General features: G+C 68.2%; 17 protein-coding genes. 6 read left to right on the plus strand and 11 right to left on the minus strand.

Going from position 1 to position 21,388, the window contains the following annotated elements; translation table 11 throughout:
- Nucleotides 1–17: 17 nt before the first annotated feature.
- Both AB5L97_RS17675 and AB5L97_RS17680 read right to left on the minus strand, forming a co-directional pair.
- Nucleotides 18–1,742 carry an APC family permease gene (locus tag AB5L97_RS17675; RefSeq protein WP_369045652.1) on the minus strand — a complete coding sequence of 575 codons (1,725 nt, stop codon included), beginning with the start codon at nucleotides 1,740–1,742 and terminating at the stop codon, nucleotides 18–20.
- 109 nt (nucleotides 1,743–1,851) lie between these two features.
- Nucleotides 1,852–2,820, minus strand: a complete 969-nt coding sequence (locus AB5L97_RS17680; protein ID WP_369045653.1) for an NAD(P)-dependent oxidoreductase — start codon at nucleotides 2,818–2,820, stop codon at nucleotides 1,852–1,854.
- Nucleotides 2,821–2,863: 43 nt separating this feature from the next.
- On the opposite strand from AB5L97_RS17680, the gene AB5L97_RS17685 reads away from it, so the two are divergent.
- The 4 genes from AB5L97_RS17685 (at nucleotide 2,864) to AB5L97_RS17700 (ending at nucleotide 7,054) form a co-directional block, all read left to right on the plus strand.
- Nucleotides 2,864–3,343 carry a 2'-5' RNA ligase family protein gene (locus AB5L97_RS17685; RefSeq protein ID WP_369045654.1) on the plus strand — a complete coding sequence of 160 codons (480 nt, stop codon included), beginning with the start codon at nucleotides 2,864–2,866 and terminating at the stop codon, nucleotides 3,341–3,343.
- A gap of 88 nt (nucleotides 3,344–3,431) precedes the next feature.
- A complete protein-coding gene (locus AB5L97_RS17690) occupies nucleotides 3,432–4,613 on the plus strand; it encodes a M24 family metallopeptidase (RefSeq protein WP_369045655.1) in 1,182 nt (393 codons plus the stop codon).
- A gap of 3 nt (nucleotides 4,614–4,616) precedes the next feature.
- The gene (locus AB5L97_RS17695; RefSeq protein WP_369045656.1) at nucleotides 4,617–5,864 is read left to right on the plus strand and encodes a PLP-dependent aminotransferase family protein; all 1,248 of its coding nucleotides are present in this window, start codon (nucleotides 4,617–4,619) and stop codon (nucleotides 5,862–5,864) included.
- Complete coding sequence (locus AB5L97_RS17700) at nucleotides 5,861–7,054, plus strand: M20 family metallopeptidase (RefSeq protein ID WP_369045657.1); 1,194 nt, start codon at nucleotides 5,861–5,863, stop codon at nucleotides 7,052–7,054. Before AB5L97_RS17695 ends, AB5L97_RS17700 begins: the two co-directional genes overlap by 4 nt.
- A 178-nt stretch (nucleotides 7,055–7,232) precedes the next feature.
- Here AB5L97_RS17700 and ehuA read toward each other — a convergent pair whose 3' ends face one another.
- The 6 genes from ehuA to AB5L97_RS17730 form a co-directional block, all read right to left on the minus strand.
- Complete coding sequence (ehuA, locus tag AB5L97_RS17705) at nucleotides 7,233–8,048, minus strand: ectoine/hydroxyectoine ABC transporter ATP-binding protein EhuA (RefSeq protein ID WP_369045658.1); 816 nt, start codon at nucleotides 8,046–8,048, stop codon at nucleotides 7,233–7,235.
- Nucleotides 8,032–8,688: an ectoine/hydroxyectoine ABC transporter permease subunit EhuD gene (ehuD, locus tag AB5L97_RS17710; RefSeq protein WP_369045659.1), complete on the minus strand. Its 657-nt coding sequence runs from the start codon at nucleotides 8,686–8,688 to the stop codon at nucleotides 8,032–8,034. Before ehuD ends, ehuA begins: the two co-directional genes overlap by 17 nt.
- Nucleotides 8,685–9,386, minus strand: a complete 702-nt coding sequence (gene ehuC, locus AB5L97_RS17715; RefSeq protein WP_369045660.1) for an ectoine/hydroxyectoine ABC transporter permease subunit EhuC — start codon at nucleotides 9,384–9,386, stop codon at nucleotides 8,685–8,687. Before ehuC ends, ehuD begins: the two co-directional genes overlap by 4 nt.
- 34 nt (nucleotides 9,387–9,420) lie before the next feature.
- Nucleotides 9,421–10,311, minus strand: coding sequence for an ectoine/hydroxyectoine ABC transporter substrate-binding protein EhuB (gene ehuB / locus AB5L97_RS17720; RefSeq protein ID WP_369045661.1), 891 nt, complete (start codon nucleotides 10,309–10,311; stop codon nucleotides 9,421–9,423).
- 273 nt (nucleotides 10,312–10,584) lie between these two features.
- A complete protein-coding gene (locus AB5L97_RS17725; protein ID WP_369045662.1) occupies nucleotides 10,585–12,009 on the minus strand; it encodes an MFS transporter in 1,425 nt (474 codons plus the stop codon).
- Nucleotides 12,010–12,085: 76 nt separating this feature from the next.
- Complete coding sequence (locus AB5L97_RS17730; protein ID WP_369045663.1) at nucleotides 12,086–13,513, minus strand: amidase; 1,428 nt, start codon at nucleotides 13,511–13,513, stop codon at nucleotides 12,086–12,088.
- Nucleotides 13,514–13,793: 280 nt separating this feature from the next.
- Between AB5L97_RS17730 and AB5L97_RS17735 the strand changes: the two genes are divergently transcribed.
- Nucleotides 13,794–14,456: a GntR family transcriptional regulator gene (locus AB5L97_RS17735; RefSeq protein WP_369045664.1), complete on the plus strand. Its 663-nt coding sequence runs from the start codon at nucleotides 13,794–13,796 to the stop codon at nucleotides 14,454–14,456.
- 109 nt (nucleotides 14,457–14,565) lie between these two features.
- Here the strand turns inward: AB5L97_RS17735 and AB5L97_RS17740 are convergent, their stop codons facing one another.
- Genes AB5L97_RS17740 through AB5L97_RS17750 form a run of 3 tightly spaced genes read right to left on the minus strand, consistent with a single transcriptional unit; the run spans nucleotide 14,566 to nucleotide 20,298 of the window.
- Nucleotides 14,566–16,056 carry an NAD-dependent succinate-semialdehyde dehydrogenase gene (locus AB5L97_RS17740; RefSeq protein WP_369045665.1) on the minus strand — a complete coding sequence of 497 codons (1,491 nt, stop codon included), beginning with the start codon at nucleotides 16,054–16,056 and terminating at the stop codon, nucleotides 14,566–14,568.
- Nucleotides 16,053–18,998: an FAD-binding and (Fe-S)-binding domain-containing protein gene (locus AB5L97_RS17745; protein WP_369045666.1), complete on the minus strand. Its 2,946-nt coding sequence runs from the start codon at nucleotides 18,996–18,998 to the stop codon at nucleotides 16,053–16,055. Before AB5L97_RS17745 ends, AB5L97_RS17740 begins: the two co-directional genes overlap by 4 nt.
- A gap of 22 nt (nucleotides 18,999–19,020) precedes the next feature.
- Nucleotides 19,021–20,298: an aspartate aminotransferase family protein gene (locus AB5L97_RS17750; protein WP_369045667.1), complete on the minus strand. Its 1,278-nt coding sequence runs from the start codon at nucleotides 20,296–20,298 to the stop codon at nucleotides 19,021–19,023.
- Nucleotides 20,299–20,364: 66 nt separating this feature from the next.
- Between AB5L97_RS17750 and AB5L97_RS17755 the strand changes: the two genes are divergently transcribed.
- Nucleotides 20,365–21,366, plus strand: a complete 1,002-nt coding sequence (locus AB5L97_RS17755; RefSeq protein WP_423246802.1) for a D-2-hydroxyacid dehydrogenase — start codon at nucleotides 20,365–20,367, stop codon at nucleotides 21,364–21,366.
- Nucleotides 21,367–21,388 lie beyond the last annotated feature (22 nt).

Below are 21,388 nucleotides of genomic sequence, written 5' to 3' on the forward strand. Positions count from 1 at the left end.
GGTTGACGGGGGCGGCGTCAGCCCTTCGGTCGATCCCCCACCCCGGGCGCCCCGCGGCGCTTCTGGTCTGCGGCGCCTGCGGTGTCTGAGGAGACTGCGCTGTCGACCGCCTCGAACTCGAACTCATCCTCGCCCACCGCCACTGCGATGTCCTCGGGACTCATCGAGAGGCTCACCGCATAGTAGAAGATCAGCAGTGCGAACGCGACGACGAACAGGATGTCGACCCACTCGGGGAGGATGTTCAGCGACCCGTTGCCGTACCGGCCGAGGAGCCCCAGGACGACGAGCCCGATGAGCCACGGCCAGATCCACGACGCGGCGCGCCAGTCGAGGTCCCTGCGGAACCGCAGCGACTTGGAGCGGTGCAGCGCGATCTCGAAGATGACCCGCCCAATGAGGATGGCGGTGAGGATCTTCCAGATCGCCTCGAAGCCCGACCAGTAGATGATGAGGTTCGCCGCCACGAAGCCGAACGGCGTGAGGATCTGGGGCCAAGGGACCCGGTAGGGGTGTGCGCGGCCCGCGTGCCGGCGGATGAGCGCCTCGAGGGAGACCGGCGCGAAGGCGTACATGATGGCCGTCGCATCCGTGATGAGACCCACGAGCGACTGCCAGCTCGGGAACGGCAACAGTGCGACGAGACCGATCACGAACGCGAGCAGGATCGACCCGAACGGAACCCCGCGCTTGCTCACGGACGTGAGCCACGGCGGCAGGGCATCGTCCTCGCCGAGCGCGTACGAGATGCGGGCTGACGTTCCGATGTACACGAGGCCAGTGCCTGCCGGCGAGACGACCGCGTCGATCAACAGGACGGTCGCCAGCCACCCCGCGCCAGCGGCGAGCGCGAGGTCGTAGTACGGGCCGAACGCGCCGGCGCCGAGGGGGTTGTCCCAGCCATTGACCACATTGGCTGGATCGACCGCGCCGATGAACGCGACCTCGAGGAAGATGTACACGGCCGCCCCGATGATCATCGCCGTGATGATGGCCCGCGCGACGTCCTTCTTCGGGTTGCGGGCCTCGCCGGCCATCTGCGCGGCCTGCTCGAAGCCCTGCAGGGCGAACACCACGCCGAGAGGCAGTGCCGCGAAGATGCCGTGGAAGCCGTTAGGGGCGAACCCGCCGCCTGTCTGGCCGAAGTTCCCGGGATGGAAGGACAGGGACATGAGGACGACGATGGCCAGGACAGGCACCGCGGTCTTCCAGATCACCACCGCGATGTTGCTGTCGGAGAGCCACTTGGCGCCCATGATGTTGATCACCGTGAACACGGCGAGGGCCGCAGCCGCGATGACGAGCCCGATCGGAGTGAGGGTCGAGTCCGGATTGACCATGTCCAGGCCTTTGGCCCACGGCGCCGACTCGAGGTAGGTGATGGCCCCCTCGACCTCGATCGGCGCGATCGCCACAGCCTGAAGATAGCCGACCCAGCCGGCGGTGAAGCCCGCGAGCGCGCCGAACGCGTAGTGCGGGTACCGGGCAGTTCCGCCGGCCACGGGGTACGCGGCGCCCAGATCGGCGTGGATGAGGGCCAGCACGATCAGCATGACCGCGGCGATGAGCCACGAGACGATCGACGCCGGGCCCGCCGACTTCGCGGCGCCCAAGGCCCCGAGGAGCCAGCCGGATCCGATGATCGATCCAAGGGAGACGAACATCAGGCCCCAGTACCCGACGACGCGCTTGAGAGCGTGGCCCCCGTGGGTCGGTATGGGAGTTACAGCTTCGTGTGCCATCGCGACGCCCCTTGCGGTTGAAGCCCGGCGGATCCAGGGATCCGCCCCCGATCATCCGAAGATATGACAGCGGCCGTGGGAGGGAAAGGGGCGGAACAGGCCTTCCGCGTCAGTACCCCGCAGCCGCGTCCACGAGGCCCTCGAGCTCCGCGCCGGCGGCGAAGCGGCGGAGGTTCTCCGTCACGCGCTCGCCGAGGAGTGGACGGATCATCTCGAGCGTGTCTGCCGCGTGGGGCGTGATGAGCGCATGCGGCTCGTCCCACAGCGGGTGCCCGTCGGGGAGGGGCTCGGGATCGGTGACATCGAGGGCCGCGCCGGCGATGGATCCGGCGCGCAGGGCCTCCACCACGGCGTCCGTGTCGACGAGTCCGCCGCGCGCGATGTTCACCAGGACCGCGCTCGGCTTCATGAGCGCGAGCTCGGGCGCGCCGATGAGCTTGGAGGTGTCCGCCGTGAGCGCCGCGGCGACGACCACGACGTCGGCCTCCGCCAGATGCTCGGCGAGGTGGGCCGGCGTCGTCGTGCGCCGTGCGCCCGGAACGGCGACGAGGGTGCGGCGCACGACGTCGACCTCGACGTCGAACACCCGGAACAGGCGCAGGATCTCGAGCCCGACGCCGCCGGCGCCGATCACGACGGCGCGCAGGCCGTGCAGCGATGTGCCGGTCGCCGGGGCCCACGAGCGGGCGCGGGCACGCTCGGGCAGATGGCGCAGGAGGGCGAGGGTGAGGGCGAGGGCATGCTCGGCAACGGGCTTGGCGTAGGCGCCCTTCGCGCTGGTCCAGACCTTGTCCGGGTAGGCGGCGAGCGCGTCCGCGTAGGACTCGATGCCGGCGGACGGCAGCTGGACCCAGCGGATCGACGAGGCGTCGTGGAGCGCATCAAGGAGCTCGTGCTTGGGGTTGCCGTGGTCGAGCACCAGCACCTCGGGCTCGTCCTCGAGGCCGACGACGGTGCCCCCTCCCGCCGTGATCGCTGCGGTCAGGAAGGGCATCGGCTCGCCGTGGATCGCGACCCGGAGGGGGGAGGCGGCCGTCCGCGGGGTGCCGGGCGGGGAGGTCTCAGGCTCGGTGGTCATGAGGCCAGATTACCCACGCCTACGCTCACCCTAGGATCGAAGCGTGCACCGCTTCGCGATCGTCCTGCCCTTGGAGCCCATGGCCGTGGGCGAGCGCTACGCCGTGCGGGACTGGCCCCTGCACATCACCGTCATGCCGGTGTTCGCAACGTGGGCCAGCAGGGCCCAGCTCGCGGCAGGCATGGGCGAAGTCGCCGCGCGGACCGCTCCGATCGACGCCGCCGCCGGTCCCGCCGAGCTCTTCGGTCCCCGGCACGACACTCCTGTGGCGCTCGTCGACTCCCCTGAGATCCGGGCCCTGCACCTGTTGTTCATCGACGCCCTCGATCTCCACGTCCCCACGTTCCGCCGCCCCGACTTCACCGGGGATGGCTTCCGCGCGCACATCACGGCGACGAGGCGCGGCGCCGCCGAAGAAGGCCAGCCGCTGCACCTGGCGCAGCTCGCGCTCGTCGACATGCACCCAGAACCGGGCCAGGGGCGCCCCGCAGTGGTGGCGGTCGCGGCGCTGGATGCGGCCTGACCCTGGCAGCCTCTGAGCGCTTTGTGTGACACCGCCCACTTGTTGTAGATTGTAAACAATCTACAAAGCCTACAAGTTGAGGTGGATCGTGCTGTTCAGCGATGAGGAATACCGGGCGCGGCTCGCGGGCGTGCGCCAGCGGATGGGGAGACAGGGCCTGTCCGCCCTGCTGGTCACCGATCCAGCGAACATCTACTACCTGACCGGCTACAACGCCTGGTCGTTCTACACTCCTCAGGCTGTCTTCGTCCCGGCCGAGGGGCAGATGCTGCTTTTCACCCGCGCAATGGACGCCGGCGGGGCCTTCCGGACCGCCTGGCTGCCACCGGACTGCATCTCCGGCTACCCGGAGCAGTACGTGCACCAACCGCACATCCATCCGTTCGATTGGGTCGCGGGCTCCCTGCGCGACCGCGGGCTCGTCGCCGCCGCCGCGGGAGGCTGCGTTGGCCTGGAGATGGACTCGCACTTCTTCTCCCCCAAGGCGTACCGTGCCCTCCTCCATGCCCTCCCCGAGTGGACGCTCGTCGACAGCTTCGAGGTGGTCAACTGGGTACGGTCCGTGAAGTCACCCGCCGAGATCGAACTCATGCGCAAGGCGGCCAGCGTGTGCGGGGCGGCGATGCAGGCTGCTGTCGACACGATCGCGGCCGGAGTGCGGCAGTGCGATGCCGCCGCGGCGATCAGCCAGGCGCAGATCGCCGGCAGTGACGGAGTGGACGGGGACTATCCGGCCATCGTCCCCATGCTCCCGACCGGCGAAGCGGCGGACACGCCGCACCTGACGTGGAGCGCTGACCGGTTCGAGGAGGGCCAAGCCGTCGTGATCGAGCTCGCGGGGGCGCACCGCCGCTACCACGCGCCGCTCGCGCGCACCGTCTCCCTCGGCCGGGCGCCCGATCGCCTCGCGAGGCTCGCCGACGCCGTCGCAGAGGGTCTCGACGCCGTCCTGGGCGAAGTCCGCCCCGGCGTCGCGGTCCGCGACCTTGCCAAAGCGTGGAACAGGACGCTCGCGAGGCACGGGATGGAGAAGCCGTCGCGCATCGGCTACTCGATCGGCGTCGGCTACCCGCCGGACTGGGGCGAGCACACGATCTCCATCCGGACCGAAGACGAGACGGTCCTCGCCGAGAACATGACATTCCACCTCATCGGCGGCATGTGGATGGACCGCTACGGCTATGAACTCTCGGAATCGATCCGAGTGACATCAGACGGAGTGGAGGCCTTCACACGCTTCCCACGCGAACTCCTCCAGAAGGGACGCTGATCCATGTCCATCGACAATTTCGCCCGCCTCTCCACTGAGAGCCTCCCTCTCGCAGAGCGCGCCAGCAGCCTCGTGGGGTCCGTCATCGACTCGAGCACCTCGCTGCTGGCCTCCATGAAGCATGACATCGTGCGCTTCGCGATGGGCTCCCCTGCCAATGAGGCGGTCCCGCTGGAGGAATTCAGGGAGATCGCAGGCCAGGTCATGGGCTACGGCTCCATGACGTACGGGGCAACCGAGGGCGAGCCCGAGCTCCTCGAGGCGCTCGTCGGATACCTCTCCGGAACGAGCGATCCGACCGAGGGGGAACGCGTCACGATCACGGCCGGGGGCATGCAGGGGCTGGACCTAGCGTGCAAGATCTTCATCGATCCCGGTGACCTCGTCATCGTCGAGAGCCCCACGTACACGAACGGGAGCGCCACGGCGCTGAGCTACGGCGCTCAGCTGCTCGAGGCTCCGCTCGACGAGAACGGCCTCGTCGTCGAGGCCCTCCCTGAGCTTGTCGCGGCCGCCGGGCGGACGCCCAAGGCGATCTACACCATCCCGAACTTCCAGAACCCGTCGGGCACCACGATGTCCCTCGAGCGCCGGGAGCTCCTGCTCGAGCTCGCGCACCAGTGGAACGCCGTCATCATCGATGACGACCCCTACGGGCTCCTGCGGTTCGAAGGGAAGGACCTCCCGAGCCTCCAGGCCCTCAGCCCCGGGGACCCGCTCCTCTTCTCCGTGCGCACGTTCTCCAAGATCCTTGCTCCCGGTCTGCGTGTCGGATGGGTCGACACCCACCCCTCATTGCGCCAGCTCGTGATCAACGCGAAGCAGGCGATGGACACGTGCACCAATGTTCCGGCACAGCACATCGTGGCCGAGTTCATCCGTCGGGGACGCCTAGACAGCCATCTCGCGGGGCTGCGCTCCGAGTACCGGCGCCGCAAGGACGCCATGCAGGCCAGCATCCGCCGGCATCTCGGCGAGCGGGTTGTCAGCACGGATCCCGAGGGTGGCTTCTTCCTGTGGCTGACCCTCCAGGGGGACGACGCATGCATCTCGACTCGGCGCCTCTTCGAGACGGGGCTGGCCGAGGGAGTCGCCTTCATCCCGGGGCCAGCGCTGTCCGCCGAGGGGAGGTTCGACGACGCGTTGCGGCTCTGCTTCGCCACGAGCACCCCCGAACGCACCGACGAGGGAATCCGGCGGCTTCGCAGGGCCATGGATCTCGAACTCGCAGGGCTTGAGGGGGGCCTGTGAACGTGAGCACTTCGCTCGAGGATCGGGTCCTCGAGCTGATCACAGAGGACGACGTCGTATCGCTCGCCCGCGCCCTCATCGCGGCTGGCGGGGAGAATCCCGGCGGGACGGAGGAGGCCACCGTCAATGTCCTCGAGGCCTTCTGCCTTGGCGCGGGCCTGGCCACCGAGACCGAGCTCGTCGCGCCGGGACGGCCCAACTTCACGGCGGTCCTGCGGGGCGGCGACCGGCCCGGTCTCCTGTTCCTGGGCCACTCGGATGTGGTCCCGGCCGGCGGCGGCTGGGAGGGGTCGCCATTCGATCCGTCCGAGCGCGACGGCCGGCTGTACGGACGCGGATCGACGGACATGAAGGGCGGTCTGGCCGCAGTCGCTGTCGCGCTCAAGGCTCTGAAGGAAGCTGGCGCCGACCTCCCCGGAGACGTCACACTGGCGTGCACGGTGGATGAGGAAGACCTCGGCCTCGGAATCCGCGCCTATACGCTCGCCCACGCCGGGGAGCGGTTCTCGGCGTGTATCGTCGCCGAGCCCACAGACCTCGACACAGTCATCGGCTGCCGGGGAGACAGCTACTTCGACGTCTCCGTGGACGGCATGTCTGCTCACTCCGGCAGACCCGAGGACGGTCGGAATGCGATCGACGCGGCGGCCAGGATCATCGAGCTCGTCAGGGAGGACCACCGCACGCTCCAGGCGGACCGGGACGCCCTGCTCGGCGCCGGGAGCTGGAACGTCGGTCTGATCGAGGGTGGGAGCGGCACGTCCATGGTGGCCGGAGAATGCCACCTGTCTCTGGACCGCAGGCTCATGCCCGACGACGATCCCCACGCGATCCTCGAAGCGCTCCGTGGGCGGATCTGCGCGGCCGGAATCGATCGGGACGGGATCACCGTCACTGCCAGAGTCTCGATGGAGATGCCGGGATTCCGCACGCCGGCGAACCATCCTCTCGTGACGAGCACGGTCGGCGCTCTGGCCGACTGCGGTATCGAGAGCAGGATCGGAGGCTGGACGGCGGCCTGCGACGGCGGGTTCATCGCCCGCGACTTCGGCGTGCCCACAATCGTCATGGGACCGGGCGGCCTCAATGACCAAGCACACCAGGTCAACGAATCGGTGAGCATCGCCGAACTCCTGACGGCGGCTCGCGCCTATGCGCTCCTGTGCCTGCGGGACTGCGCCAGCCCGTAGCCGTCCTGTTTCAGTTGGATGAGACGTCCCCGGTCAGCCTGACCGGGGACGTCGCCGCTTTGCCCTTCCCACGTTTCCTGTCCGCACACGGCAGAAGAGCTGGCATGCAGAAGAGCAGCGGCCAACTTCGGCCGCTGCTCTTCTGCTCCGGCGGCTGCCGGTCCCGTCCTTCAGCCCCTCAGTGCTGGAGTACCGCGCGAAGGAATGTCCTGGTCCGATCCTCGAGTGGGTTCTTGAAGATCCGTTCCGGGGGCCCGCTCTCGACAGCGCGCCCGTGGTCGAACATCACGACCCTGTCGGAGATCTCCTCGGCGAAGCGCATCTCATGGGTGACCATCAGCATCGTCATGTCCGTGCTGTGCGCCAGGTTCCGGATGACGTTGAGGACTTCGCCGATGAGCTCCGGGTCCAGCGCCGACGTGGGTTCGTCGAAGAGCATGACCTTGGGTCGCATGGCCAGCGCCCGGGCGATGGCCATGCGCTGCTGCTGGCCACCCGAGAGCTGTGGCGGCGTATGGCTCATGTGCTTGCCGAGGCCCACGAGGTTCAGCAGGTCCGCGGCCCTGTCCCGTGCCTCCTTCCGGTCCATCCGCAAGACGTGGACCGGGGCCTCCATGACGTTCTCCAACGAGGTCATGTGGGGGAACAGGTTGAACTGCTGGAACACCATGCCGATCTTCCTCCGCGTTTGGCGGAGCTGACGGGTTTCCCGGGCCTTCTCGCCGTCCGCGACGCTCCACAGGACGTCGCCGTCGACGGTGACGGTTCCTTCCGTGGGCGTCTCCAGGGTCATCAGGATCCTGAGAATCGTGGTCTTGCCCGAGCCGGAGGGCCCGATGATGGAAACCTTCTCGCCCGGACGGACGTCGAAGTTGAGCGACTTCAGAACCTGATTCGAGCCCCAGCTCTTGCTGACGTTGTCGAACCGGATGATCGGGTCGGGGTCGAGGGCGTCTCCCGCACGGACGGGACTGGGCTCAATGCTGGGGCGCATAGCGCCGCTCCAATCTGTTGACGAGGCGTGATGAGGGGTAGCTGATCAGCAGGAAGAGCAGAGCTGCGATCGTGAGGGGCTCGAGGTAGCGGAAGTTCGAGCTGCCGATGGCCTGGGCCGTGGCTAGAAGCTCCACAACCGTGATCGCAGAGAGCACGGCGGAGTCCTTGAACATCTGGATGAGGTAGTTCCCCAGCATCGGCACGACCATGCGCAGCGCCTGGGGCAGAATGATGCGTCCCCAGATTCGCACTGGCGGCAGACCGAGCGCCGTGCAGGCCTCCCACTGCCCTGTATGGACGCCTTCGATGCCGCTCCGGTACACCTCTGCCATGTAGGCGCTGTAGTTGATCCCGATCACCACGGCACCGGTGACAAAGGCGTCGGCGCTGACCCCGTAGGCCGGCAGGACGAAGAACGCGCAATATGCCTGCACCAGCAGCGGGGTCCCGCGGATGAAGACGATCACGAAGGAGGCGGTGTGGGACACCACCGGGATGGCAAGCCTTCGGAGGATCGCCAGGGCGAGGCCCAACACAGCGGCGATGAGGGTGCCGAGCAAGGTGATCTCCACCGTGACCTGCAGTCCCTGCAGCAGATCGGGGATGACCGAGACGGCGAAGTCGTTGTCCCAGATCACGCGACACCCGCCTCGGCCAGTTGGCGAGCCTCACGCCGGCCCGCTGTCCTGGCCTTCCGATCAAGGCTGAAGCGCCGCTCCAGCATCCCGACCACGAACGTCAGGACAGAGGACAGCAGGAAGTACATCACGAGAATGGTGAGGAAGACGGCCGTCGTCTGGCCGGTGGTGTTCCTGATCATCTGCGCCCGGAATGTCAGGTCTGCAACCGTGACGAGGGAGACCAGGGACGTGTTCTTCAGCAGGTCCACCATGATATTCCCCAGCGGCGGCAGCATGGCCGGGATCGACTGGGGCAGGATCACCCGGCGCAGGCGGAGCGCAGGGCCCATTCCCAAGGCCACGCAGGCCTCGGTCTGCCCTTTCGGGCGGGCCACGATGGCGCCGCGGACAACTTCCGCCGCATAGGCGCCCTCGTTCAAGCCCAAGGCCAAGACGGCCGCCGTCATCGGAAAGAGCTGGATCCCGAAGAAGGGCAACGCGAAGAAGAACCAGAACATCTGCACCAGCAGCGACGTCCCGCGGAACACCTCGATGAAGACGCCTGCGGGCCATCGGAGGTACCAGGGCGTCGAGAGGCGCGCCATGCCAGCCGCAAAGGCGACGACGACACAGACGATCCCACTGAGAACGGTGACCAGGACAGTGGTCCAGAGCCCTTGCCAGAGCAAGGGTGCGTATTCGAAGACTACGGACATGGGCTGCTCCCCTTCGGATGAGAGTCCGGCCGCATCAGCCCGCGGTCTGGCATAGTTCCTGCGTGGTGACTCCTTGGACAACGGAGGGATCGAAGCCCCACTTCTTGAGGATGTCCGAGAAGTCGTTTGTCTGTTTGAACGCGGTCAGCTCCTTGTTGTAAGCATCGTGGAACGAGGCGTCCGACTTGCGGAAGGCGGCGCCGGACCCCGTCCGGGGCGCATCCTTGAGCGCCTCGGAGACGTCGAAGCCCGCGTCGTCCTTGGCCAGGGCCCGCAGCGACAGCGTTGGGAGCAGAAAGGCGTCAGCGCGGTTGGCCTTGATCGCCTCGATGCCGCTGCGGCCGTCGGCGACCTTCACCTGCTGGGCGTCGGGGACCTTCGCCGTCTTCAGAATGCCCTCCTCGAAGCCGCCGGGGAGGACGGCAATGCGCAGGCTCGGATCTGCGGTGATCGAGGCGACGGACGTGATGCCCTTGGGGTTGCCCTTGGGAGTCCCGAAGGACTCGGTGGAGACGATGACCGGTTCCGAGTAGTCGACCTGTCCGCAGCGCGACTGCTTCATGAAGAGGCCCGCCGCGATGACGTCCCAACGGTTGGCGTCCAGCCCCGGGATCATTGACGCGTACGGAGTCACGACGCCCTGGATGTCCTTGATGCCCATGCGCTGGCACACAGCGCGGAGCACGTCCGGCTCACACCCGCTCACCGTCCCATCAGTGCCGACCTGCGTATAGGGCGGTTCGTTCGCGATCGCCACGCGCAGGAATCCCTGCGACTTTGCGGTATCCAGCAGCTTCCCTGCGGGGGACTGGGGGGATCCACCCGCCGGAACGGTCGAACACCCGCTGGCCCAGCCAGCGAGAGCTGCTCCTACGGCAGCCACGCCTGCGCTGCGCAGCACGTTCCTCCGCGAGAACTCCATCATTGTCTACTCCTATTCGGCCGGCCGTGCCAGCGTGGGTTCGAGGAGCCACCTCCTGTGACTTGCGCTACAAACCTATGGTTGGTCTGTAGCATTGTCAACAATATAAATGTAGACATTAGGTTACGTGGCGCGATGGCTCCCATTGCTCGGCATGCACGGGTGGGAAGGGCACGCAGCGGGCGTGGCCACGGCAGCATCGCTGCCGTGGCCACGCCCGCTGGAGGCACGCCGGAGGCGAGGGCCGACGTCGACCCTCGTCCGCCGGCTAAGGGTTCAGCTGTTCCGCGAGAGAACCCTCCGCGAGTTCCCCGCTGCGGCCCGGGGCTTGGCCTCGGGTAGTTCTGTGCCCCGGAGCGAGGCGCCGACGGTCTCCCGCATGAACCGGACGGCGACGAGGCCGACAATGCATGCGCCCATCATCGTGAACGCCGGGAACAGGTCATTGTGGAAGGCGTCGATGCCAGCCTGGTTGTACAGCGGGGCCGTACCACCGAACAGGGACGTCGCGACGTTGTAGGTGATCGCAAATCCGGCGTAGCGGACCTGGGTCGGGAACATCGCCGGGAACGTGGCCGAGATGGTGGCGAGCTGCGGGATGAAGAGCAGGCCTAGCACGGCGAAGGCGAGCAGTGCCAGCCAGAACCCGTGGGCCATGAGCATGAACATCGGGACCGCCATCACGAACAGGCCGATGAGGGAGGCATACCACATGGGCTTGCGTCCGACCCTGTCCGAGAGCGCACCGGCGAACGGGATCACGAGCATCATCACGAACTGCGCGACGAACATGATGGTAAGCACGGTCTGGTTGGGCAGCCCCGCAACCCCCTCGAGGTACGTCGGCATGTACGTCAGGAGCGTGTAGTCCACGACGTTGAGGGCAATGACCAGGCCGGCGAGCGTGAGCATGCTGGGCCAATACTTGATGACCAGGTCTCGGAGTCCCATAGTCGCGGACTTCTCCGCCTTGCCGGCCGCCTCAAGTTCCTCGAAGACGGGCGTCTCCGCTAGACGGGTCCGCAGGTAGAGTCCGACGACGCCAAGCGGCACTGCGAGCAGGAACGGGACACGCCAGCCCCAGTCGTTCATGCCCTGACTGCCCACGAACGTCTCGCCGAGAAGCACGACGAGGGAACCGAGGGCGAAACCGGCCAAGGTTCCGAACTCGAGGAAGCTGCCGAAGAAGCCGCGCTTGTGGTCGGGGGCGTACTCGGCCATGAAGGTCGCGGCGCCACCGTACTCCCCGCCCGTCGAGAACCCCTGGATGGCGCGAAGGAGGATCAGGAGGACGGGCGCCGCGAGCCCGATGGCGCTGACTGTGGGCAACAAGCCGATGCAGCACGTCGCGCCCGCCATGAGGATGATCGTGAGGGCGAGGACCCGCTTGCGTCCGAACCGATCACCCAGAGGCCCCCAGAACATTCCGCCGAGAGGGCGGATGAGGAACGAGAACGCAAAGGTGCTCAGGGCCAGGAGCGTGCCGGCCTGGCCGGGGAAGAAGTTGTGGGTGATATATGTGATCGAGACGGCGTAGACGCCGTAGTCGAACCACTCGGTGGCGTTGCCAATCGCCGATGCTGCCACGGCCTTGCGGATCGTCTTCGCATCGGGGGCTGGACGGTGCACGCCCACGGTCGACGGCGCGGCCGCCGATGCGTCATGCTCCCCCTGCTGGGGGCCTGCGTGGTGGGTATTCATGGATGCCTCCATTGGATGGATGGTCGGCGACTGCGAGCCGACCGGTTGGGATTGGAAGTCGGTAGGCAGAGGTGGGTCAGGGACGAGACGCTGGCCTGTGGGCGACGAGAGCGCCCGGCCGCGCCGTCCCCCAGTCCGTGGCGACCTCGTAGGCTCGGGCCGCGCGCAGAACCGTACGGTCGGCATGGCGCGGTCCGACGATCTGAAGGCCCGCCGGCAGATCGTCGTGCGTGAAGCCGCAGGGTACGCTCATCGCCGGCTGTTGCGTCATGTTGAACGGGTAGGTGTACGGGGTCCAGCTCGTCCAGTGCCTGGAGTGCCAGCCCTCGGGGACATCGCGCCCTCGCGGGAAGGCGGGAATCGGAAGGGTCGGGGTCAGCATGAGGTCGTAGGCCTCGTGGAAGCGGCCCATCTTCACACCGAGGTCCATGCGCACGGCGGTTGCGTCGAGGTAGTCGGAGGCTGTGATGTTCCCCTGCTCCTCGATGCTCTGCCGCAGGCCGGGGTCAACACTCTCCCTGGCGTCCGGACCATACGCCTCGAGTACCTTCGCAGCCCCAGCGAACCACAGGACGTGGAAAGCCTCCACCGGGTCTCCGATGCAGGGGTCCACTTCCTCGACCCTCGCGCCGAGCTGCTCGAAGACTTCTGCGGCGGCCCGCACGAGCCGATCGATCTCGGGGTCGTTCTGACCGAACCCCAGCGTCGGTGAGAGCGCGATGCGAAGGCCGCGCACGCCGTCGTCCAGCGAGTCCATGAAGGATCCCTGGGGTGTCGGCAAGGCAGACCAGTCGCGGGAGTCGAATCCCGTGATGACGTCCATGAGGAGCGCGCTGTCAGAAACGGTCCTCGTCATAGGCCCGGCGTGTGCCAAGGTGCCGAAGGGACTCGCGGGGAACATCGGCACCAGACCGTAGGTGGGCTTGAGGGCAACGGTGCCCGTGAAGGCGGCTGGGATGCGGACGGAGCCGCCCCCATCAGTACCGACCGACCACGGTCCCATGCCCATCCCGACGGCCGCCGCACTACCCCCGCTGGATCCCCCCGACGTGAGGAGAGGAGCCCGCGGGTTTCCCGTCGACCCGTGGCGCCGCGAATCGGTCACGCCCTTCCAGGCGAACTCCGGCGTCGTGGTCTTGCCGAGCAGGACGGCCCCGGTTTCCCGGAGACGCGCGACGCACGGCGCATCCTCCTCCCACGGCCGGTGGGCGTCGATGAGGCGCGTTCCGCGGAGCGTGGGCCATCCGCGTGTGTAGAAGATGTCCTTGATGGACGTCGGGATGCCGTCACCGGGACCGAGGGTGTTCCCCGCCCGCCACCTCATGGCGGAGTCCTCGGCGTCGCGGAGGGCCTCCTCTGCGTGCACGGACACGAAGGCGTTCACCTCGGGGTTGCCTGCCTCGATCGCCTCGAGCGCGGCCTGCGTGGCATCGACGGGAGAGAACTCGCCCGTCCGGTACCCCGCGCGCAGCTCCACAGCTGTGAATCGGGATAGATCGTTCATCTGCTCTTCCTCTCTGCGTCAGAAGCCCCGATCGGGCTCCTACGCGGCCGAGACCAACGATGACCAATGGCAGTGGTACTTGCCATTCTTTGTAGGATTGTAGACAACAATACTCTCGAATGTGAGTCGTGTCACCCCGCTGGGAGGAGGAGGTGGTGGGGCGGGGCCAAGCCGACGCACGGCTGTGGGTCTAAGGTCCCGAAGAAAGCCGAGTCAAAGTGTTATGATTGTCTACAATCGTCCCATCATTGGGGGGCCTCTACCAACCTCAGGAGAGGGCATGGAACATCTCACCCCTGTCGTGCAGGAGACGACCCCTGCACTCATTGCGCGACAGCTGCGCCGCGCCATCGGCCAAGGCGAACTCGCTCCCGGCGCGCAGCTCAACGAAGCGGAGCTCAGCCGCCATCTGGGTGTCAGCCGGGGCCCCCTACGCGAAGCGATGCAGCGACTCACCCAGGAGGGGCTGCTCGTGAGCATCCGCAACCGTGGCGTGTTCGTCATCGAGTTCGCTGACGACGACGTGCGTGACATGTACCTCGCACGCGCCGCAGTGGAGCGTGCAGCGGCCGCGCGGGTCATCGAGCTGGACGCCGCCCGTGGCGGCGAGCGCTTGCTCGAGGTGGCCGAACGCATGCGAGAGGCCGCGGAGCATGACGACGCGGACGCGCTCACCGCTGCGGACGTGGAGTTCCACGCTCTTCTCGTCGCACTGGCCCGGAGCCCCCGGCTCTCGAGGATGCACAACACCCTGATGGTCGAGACCAGGATGTGCATCACGGCCCTCGAGAACCGATATTCGTCTCACACCATCCGATACGAGGAACACCACGAGATCGCCCGCGCCATCTGCGAGGGCCGCCCCGAGGATGCCGACCGACTCCTCGTGGAGCACATGGACGACGCCGTCGCCCGGCTTACGCGGGCCCCCGAGCCTGCCTGAGCCGGCATCCGCACCACCAGCAAGCCATCAGCATCAGAAAAGGGGCTGCCCGCCGACAGATCCTGTCGGCGGGCAGCCCCTTCTGTACGCCCTGAATCAAGGCGCGGCCTCAGATGCGGGGAATGGCCATGTACTTGGTCTCGAGGAACTCCTCGATGCCCACGCGGCCACCCTCGCGGCCCAACCCGGAGGCCTTGACACCACCGAACGGTGCGGCGGGGTTGGAGACGATGCCCGTGTTGAGGCCGACCATGCCCACCTCAAGGGCATCCCCGACGCGGAAACCGCGGTCTACGTCCTGGGTGAACAGGTAGCCCACGAGCCCCCATGGGGTGTTGTTCGCCATCGCGAGGACCTCATCCTCGGTATCGAACGGAACCACCGGGGCCACAGGGCCGAAGATCTCCTCGGACATGAGGTTCGCCTCCGGGGAGACATCAGCGAGGACGGTGGGCGAGTAGAAGAAGCCCGCGCGATCCGGCCGGCGTCCGCCGCACACAACCTTCGAGCCCTTCGAGACGGCGTCGTCCACGAGCTCCTCGACCTTGCGGAGGGCCTTCTCCTCGACGAGCGGGCCGACGTCGGTGCCGGGCTCGGCGCCGTCGCCGACCGAGAGGGCGCCCAGACGTTCCGCGAGACGGCGGGCGAACTCGTCCGCCACGGAGCGCTGCACGAAGAGGCGATTGGCGGCCGTGCAGGCCTCGCCCATGTTGCGCATCTTCGCCGCGACGGCGCCCTCCACGGCACGGTCGAGGTCGGCGTCCTCGAACACGATGAAGGGGGCGTTGCCGCCAAGCTCCATCGACGAGCGCATGACGTGCTGGGAGGCCTGCTCGAGCAGGCGGACGCCGACCTCGGTCGAGCCGGTGAAGCTGACCTTGCGCGCGATTCCGCTCGACATCCAGGGCGAGACCACGGACGAAGCCTTGGTCGTGCACACGACGTTGAGGACGCCCTCGGGGAGCCCGGCCTCGACGAGGATGTCGACGAGCGCGAGCGAAGACAGCGGAGTGAGGTTGGCTGGCTTGAACACCATGGTGCAGCCGGCCGCGATCGCAGGGCCGATCTTGCGGGTCCCCATCGCCAACGGGAAGTTCCACGGCGTTACGAGGACGCACGGGCCCACGGGCTCCCGCGAGACCAGGATGCGGTTCTTGCCGTCGCCCGTCGTCGTGAGGTCGCCGCCGATGCGGACGGCCTCTTCGGAGAACCAGCGGAAGAACTCGGCCGCGTAGGCGACTTCGCCCTTGGCCTCGGCGATCGGTTTGCCCATCTCGGTCGTCATGACGAGGGCCAGCTCGTCCTGCCGCGCCATGATCAGGTCGTAGGCGCGGCGGAGGATCTCGCTGCGCTCGCGCGGGGCGGTCTTGGCCCAGGCCTTCTGGACGCGCCCGGCAGTCTGGATCGCGCGCTGCGCGTCCTCGGGGCCTCCGTCGGCGACCGTGGCGATGACTTCCTCAGTCGCGGGGTTGACGACGTCGAAGCGGGCGCCGGACGAGGCCTCACCCCATCGGCCGCCGATGAACACGCCCGTGTTGATCCTGGAGATCGCCTCGCGCGCCTTGTCTGAGGTTCGGAGGTCGGTGGCATTGGTGGTCATAGGAGTTCCTCTGCTTCCTTGGTGAGAAGGTCTCTGGTGGTAGGGGTTGGACGACGCCGCGGCGCCGTCCCTGGATCGAGGACCTGGGCGAGATGCATGCCCGGCCTCGAGGGCTCGAGCTGGTCTACCTGTCGTGCGCACGAGAACCCGTCGGTGAGCACTGCGGCGTCCCGGGTGGTCCTGAGGGCCGGGCCTAGCGCGTTCTCGGCCACCTGCATGCTCACGTCGAAGTGGTCCTTCTCAAATCCGAAGTTCCCCGCGACGCCGCAGCAGCCGGTCGCGTCGACGACATCGCGCACGCCTGCCGCCTCCAGAGCGGTCCGCTGGGCGGCGGCTCCGAAGACCGAGTACTCGTGGCAGTGGGCCTGGAGCACGGCCTGTTCCGGCACCGGTTGGGCCGGCGAGGGCGCCCATCCGCCAGACACCCGTTCGGCGATGTGCGCGGCGAAGCTGCGCACGCGCGCGGCGACGCGCCGGGCCTGGTCCGTATCCACGAGTTCAGGGAGGTCCTTATGGAGCGCGGCGGCGCAGCTGGGCTCGACGACGACGATCGGCCGGTCCGTACCGTCGTCGAGCACTTCGGCGGCATGGGAAAGCAGCCGCCTCGCGGTGCCGAGCTGGCCAGTGGAGATCCAGGTGAGTCCGCAGCAGGCGTCCGCCGAGCATTCGACCGCGTTCTCGGCGCCGGCGAGGACTCGGGCGGCAGCGCCAGCGACCTCCGGCCGGAAGCCGCGCGTGAACGTGTCCACGAACAGGACGACCGAGTCCTCGGCGTCCGCCTGCCCTGCTGCGCACACCCCGGCGTCGGCGATCTCGCGCCGCCACTCAGCCGCTCCGGCGAACCGCGGAAGCGCACGCCGGGTGGTCAGCCCTCCCGCGGCCGCGAGGGCCTTGCCCAGAGGCGTGGCCATGACGGCGTTGACGAGCCGCGGGAGGCGGCCGGTCAGCTTGAGCCACCGCGGGAGCCAGCCGAGCGAGAAGTGGGAGAGCGGACGCACGCGGCCGCGGTAGTAGTGGTCGAAGAACTCCGACTTGTACGTGGCCATGTCCACACCAGCAGGACAGTCCGTGGCGCATGCCTTGCACGAGAGGCAAAGGTCGAGCGCGTCCCTGACGTCCTCGGACCGCCAGCCATCCTCAACGCTCCTCGCGCCGCGGACCATGTCTTGCAGGACGCGTGCGCGGCCGCGGGTCGAGTCCCTCTCGTCCCGCGTCGCCCGGTAGCTCGGGCACATGACTCCGCCGCTGTCCGAGCGGCAGCGGCCGACGCCGATGCAGCCCTGGACCGCGTGCACCCACGCATCTGTCCCCCCAGGGGAGGGGCGGAGGTCAAAGCTCGTGCGCCACTCGCGCTCGGGCACCCCCGCCAGGGCGAGGCTGCCATCCAACGGGTCGGGGTCGGTCACGGAGCCCGGGTTGAGGATGCCCTCGGGGTCCCAGAGTCGGCGGGAGCGGGCGAAGGCGTCCATGACTTCCGGCGAGTACATGAGCGGCAGGAGCTCGGAGCGGGCACGGCCGTCCCCGTGCTCTCCGGAGAGCGAGCCACCGTGCTGGACCACGAGCTGGGCCGCCCGTCGGGTGAAGGCGCGGAAGACGGCCCGGCCTTCGTCGGTGCGCAGCTCGTAGGTGATGCGGATGTGCATGCAGCCAGCGCCGAAGTGCCCGTACATGACGCCTGTGAGCTCGTGCTCCGCCAAGAGTTCGCGGAGATCCGCGAGATAGTCGGCGAGCCGCTCGGGCGCCACCGCGGAGTCTTCCCAGCCCGGCCACGACTCGCCGCCGCTGGCGAGCCGGGAAGACAGACCCGCGCCGTCCTCGCGGACGCGCCAGAGGGATGCGCGCTCCGCAGGGTCCGCCGCGGCGCGCCCTTGGACAAGACGGCCGTCCTCTGCCAGCCTCGCCAGCAGCCGGTCCGCCTGCGCGTACACCGCCGCGGAATCGTCGCCATCGAGGTCGACGAAGAGCCACGCGCGCCCTTCGGGAAGGCCCAGGACCGAGTCGGGCCCACGACGGTGCCGCATTGTCTCGACGATGGCCTCGTCGGTTCCTTCGACAGCAGCGGGATTGAACTCGAGGATGGTCGGGATGTCTCGGGCCGCTTCGACGACGTCGTCATAGCCAAGGCAGACGAGCAGTGCGCTCGCAGGCTTGGGAACAAACTTCATGCGGGCGCCGACGACGACGGCCCACGTCCCCTCGGAGCCGACGAGGGCACGCGCGATGTTGAACCTCTTCTCCGGAAGCAGGTTCTCCAGATGGTAGCCGGACACCTGCCTGGGTATTCGTCCGAGCTCGAGTCGGAGGGCACCGAGGTGCTCATGCGCGAGCTGGGCCAGGGACTCGGCCAGCGCGGCTGCCCGGGCCGCGGAGAACGAGTCGTCCGGGTCCGTGGCGCGCAGCCCCGTCTCGGTCGCGGTGAGCCTCGCGCCGTCGGCCGTGACGACGTCGATCTCCGCCACGTGGTCCGAGGTCCGCCCGTACCTCACCGAGTGGTTGCCGCACGCGTCGTTTCCGATGGCACCCCCGACCGTGGCCCGGTTCTTGGACGATGGGTCAGGCGCGAACGTGCATCGGCGCCCCGTCTGCCGCTCCACATCGCGGGTCAGCGTCGCGAGGACGACGCCGGGCTCGACATCGGCCATCCCCGAGCCTTCGTCGATGCCGAGGACGCGGTTCATGTGGCGCGAGAAGTCCAGAACGAGTCCGGGCCCGACGGCATTGCCGGCCATCGACGTCCCGCCCCCGCGCGCGATGAGCGGTGTCCCGGTCGAGCGGCAGGCGGTGACGGCGGCCACGACGTCCCCGACGGTCCGGGGAAAGGCGACCGCGATCGGCTCGACGCGATAGTTGGAGGCGTCGTAGGAGTACTCGGAGCGCCGCCTCTGTGATGCCTCTGCCGGAACGCCTGCCTCCGCGAGCTCCCGGAGCAGCGGCGTCCCCATGCGAGTCTCCAACATGCGGACCTCAGGCGCGGGCGACGGCCGGGACCGCACCGGTGACGGTCGCCACGGCGGCTTCGAATCGCTCGAGGCCGAGGGCGATCTCCTCGGGCGTCACGACGAGCGCGGGGACAAGTCGGACGACGTTCCCGGAGGGGCCGCAGGTGAGAGTCAGCAGTCCCTGGCCCGTAGTGGCCTGCTGGACCGCCGCAGCGGTCGAGGCATCGGGCGAGCCGTCCGGAGCTGTGAACTCGACGCCCTGCATGAGGCCGAGCCCGCGCACGTTGCCGATTCCCGGGAAGCGGCCCTGGATCGCCTTGAGCCCCTCCTGGAGCTCGTCGCCGCGCACGCGGGCGTTCTCGACGAGTCCCTCCTCCTCTACCACTCGGAGCGTGGCGACCGCCGCGGCAGCGGACACGGCGTTTCCGCCGTAGGTGCCCCCCTGCGAGCCGGGCCAGGCCTTCGCCATCGTCGCCATCGGAGCCGCGATCGCGGAGATCGGGAAGCCGGACGCGATGCCCTTGGCAGTGATGAGGATGTCCGGCGCGGCGGACGAGTGCTGGTGGCCCCAGAACTTGCCTGTCCGACCGACGCCGGCCTGCACCTCGTCGAAGATGAGCTGGATGCCGTGGCGGTCCGCGCGCTCCCGCAGCCCCTCCATGAACGCCGGCGGGGTGGGCAGGTAGCCGCCGTCGCCGAGTACCGGCTCGATGAGGAACGCCGCGGTGTCCTGGGGGGAAGTGCGGGTGTGGAACAGGTAGTCCAGCTCGTTGAGCGCGAACTCAACCGCCGTCGCCTCGTCCCAGCCGTAGCGGTAGGCGTAGGGGAACGGGGCCATGTGGACACCGGGCATGAGCGGGGAGAAGCCAGCGGAGAAGCGCGTGCCCGCCGTCGTGAGCGACGCGGCCGCGACGGTGCGGCCGTGGAAGCCGCCTTGGAAGACGACGATGTTTGGGCGTCCTGTTGCCATGCGCGCCAGACGGATGGCGGCCTCGACTGCCTCGGATCCCGAGTTGGCGTAGAAGACGGAGTCGAGTCCCGTCGGAAGCACCTCGCCCAGCATCTCGGTGAGCTCGAGGAGCGGCTTGTGCATGACCGTCGTGTACTGGGCGTGGATGATCTTGCCCACCTGGTCGCGCGCGGCCTCGACGACGCGCGGGTGGCAGTGTCCTGTGCTGGTCACGCCGATGCCGGTGGTGAAGTCGAGATAGTCGTTGCCGTCAGTGCCGTGGATCCAGCTGCCGAGCGCGTGGTCCACGACGACTGGCGTGGCCTGCTTGAGGATGGGGCTGAGAGTCGTCATGCCATCCATCTTGATGGGAAGATTGAATGATTGTCAACAATAATCAGGTCCCGTATCGTGGACACCGTGAATGAACTCAAGGACTCCCCCGCGCGCCGAGAGCGCCCAAAGGTCGTCGTCCTGACCTCCGGCGCCACCGCTCCCCCGTACAACACCGCGGCTCTCGAGCGACAGGCGGATCTGGTCTGGGCGCATGCTGACACCCTCGCGGAGACCCTCCCCGGGGCCGAGATCCTGTTCGTCTGGGATTTCTTCTCCACGGCGCTCAGGGATGCGTGGGACCACGCTGACTCCCTCCAATGGGTGCACGTCGCCGCCGCAGGCGTCGACACCCTGCTCTTCGACGCCCTTCGCGAGTCGGATGTGGTCGTGACGAACGCCCGCGGAGCGTTCGACCAGCCGATCGCCGAGTTCGTCCTTGCCTCGATCCTCGCCCACGACAAGCTGTTGCATGAGAGCAAGGACCTGCAGCGGCAGGGAGTGTGGCGGCACCGCGAGGTGCGCCGCACGGCCGGCCGTCGTGCACTCGTGGTCGGGACGGGCGGAATCGGCCGTGCCACGGCCCGGCTCCTGCGGGCGGTGGGCATGGACGTTAGAGGCGCGGGTCGGACGCCGCGAGACGACGACCCCGACTTCGGGGACGTGGTCTCGACCGATCGGCTCATCGAGCACGCCGCGTGGGCCGACCACCTCGTGCTCATCGCGCCGCTGACCGAGCAGACCCGCGGCATGGTCGACGCAGAAGTCCTCGCCGCCATGCAGCCGACGGCACACCTCGTCAACGTCGGGCGCGGACCGCTTGTCGACGAGCTGGCGCTGGTCCAGGCCGTCCGTGCGCGCGAGATCGCCGCTGCCTCCCTCGACGTCTTCACCGAGGAGCCTCTCCCCGCCAGCCATCCGCTCTGGAACCTGCCGAACGTTCACGTCTCGGCGCACATGAGCGGCGACGTCGTGGGATGGCGCGATACTCTTGCCGACCAGTTCGAGGGGAATCTGGCCCGGTGGCGTGCGGGATCCGAACTCGCAAATGCCGTCGACAAGGACCTCGGCTACGCGCGGGGTCGCTGAGCAGCACCGAGAACCGCGAGGG

The organism is Sinomonas sp. P10A9, from assembly GCF_041022165.1.
Taxonomy (GTDB): Bacteria; Actinomycetota; Actinomycetes; order Actinomycetales; family Micrococcaceae; genus Sinomonas; species Sinomonas puerhi.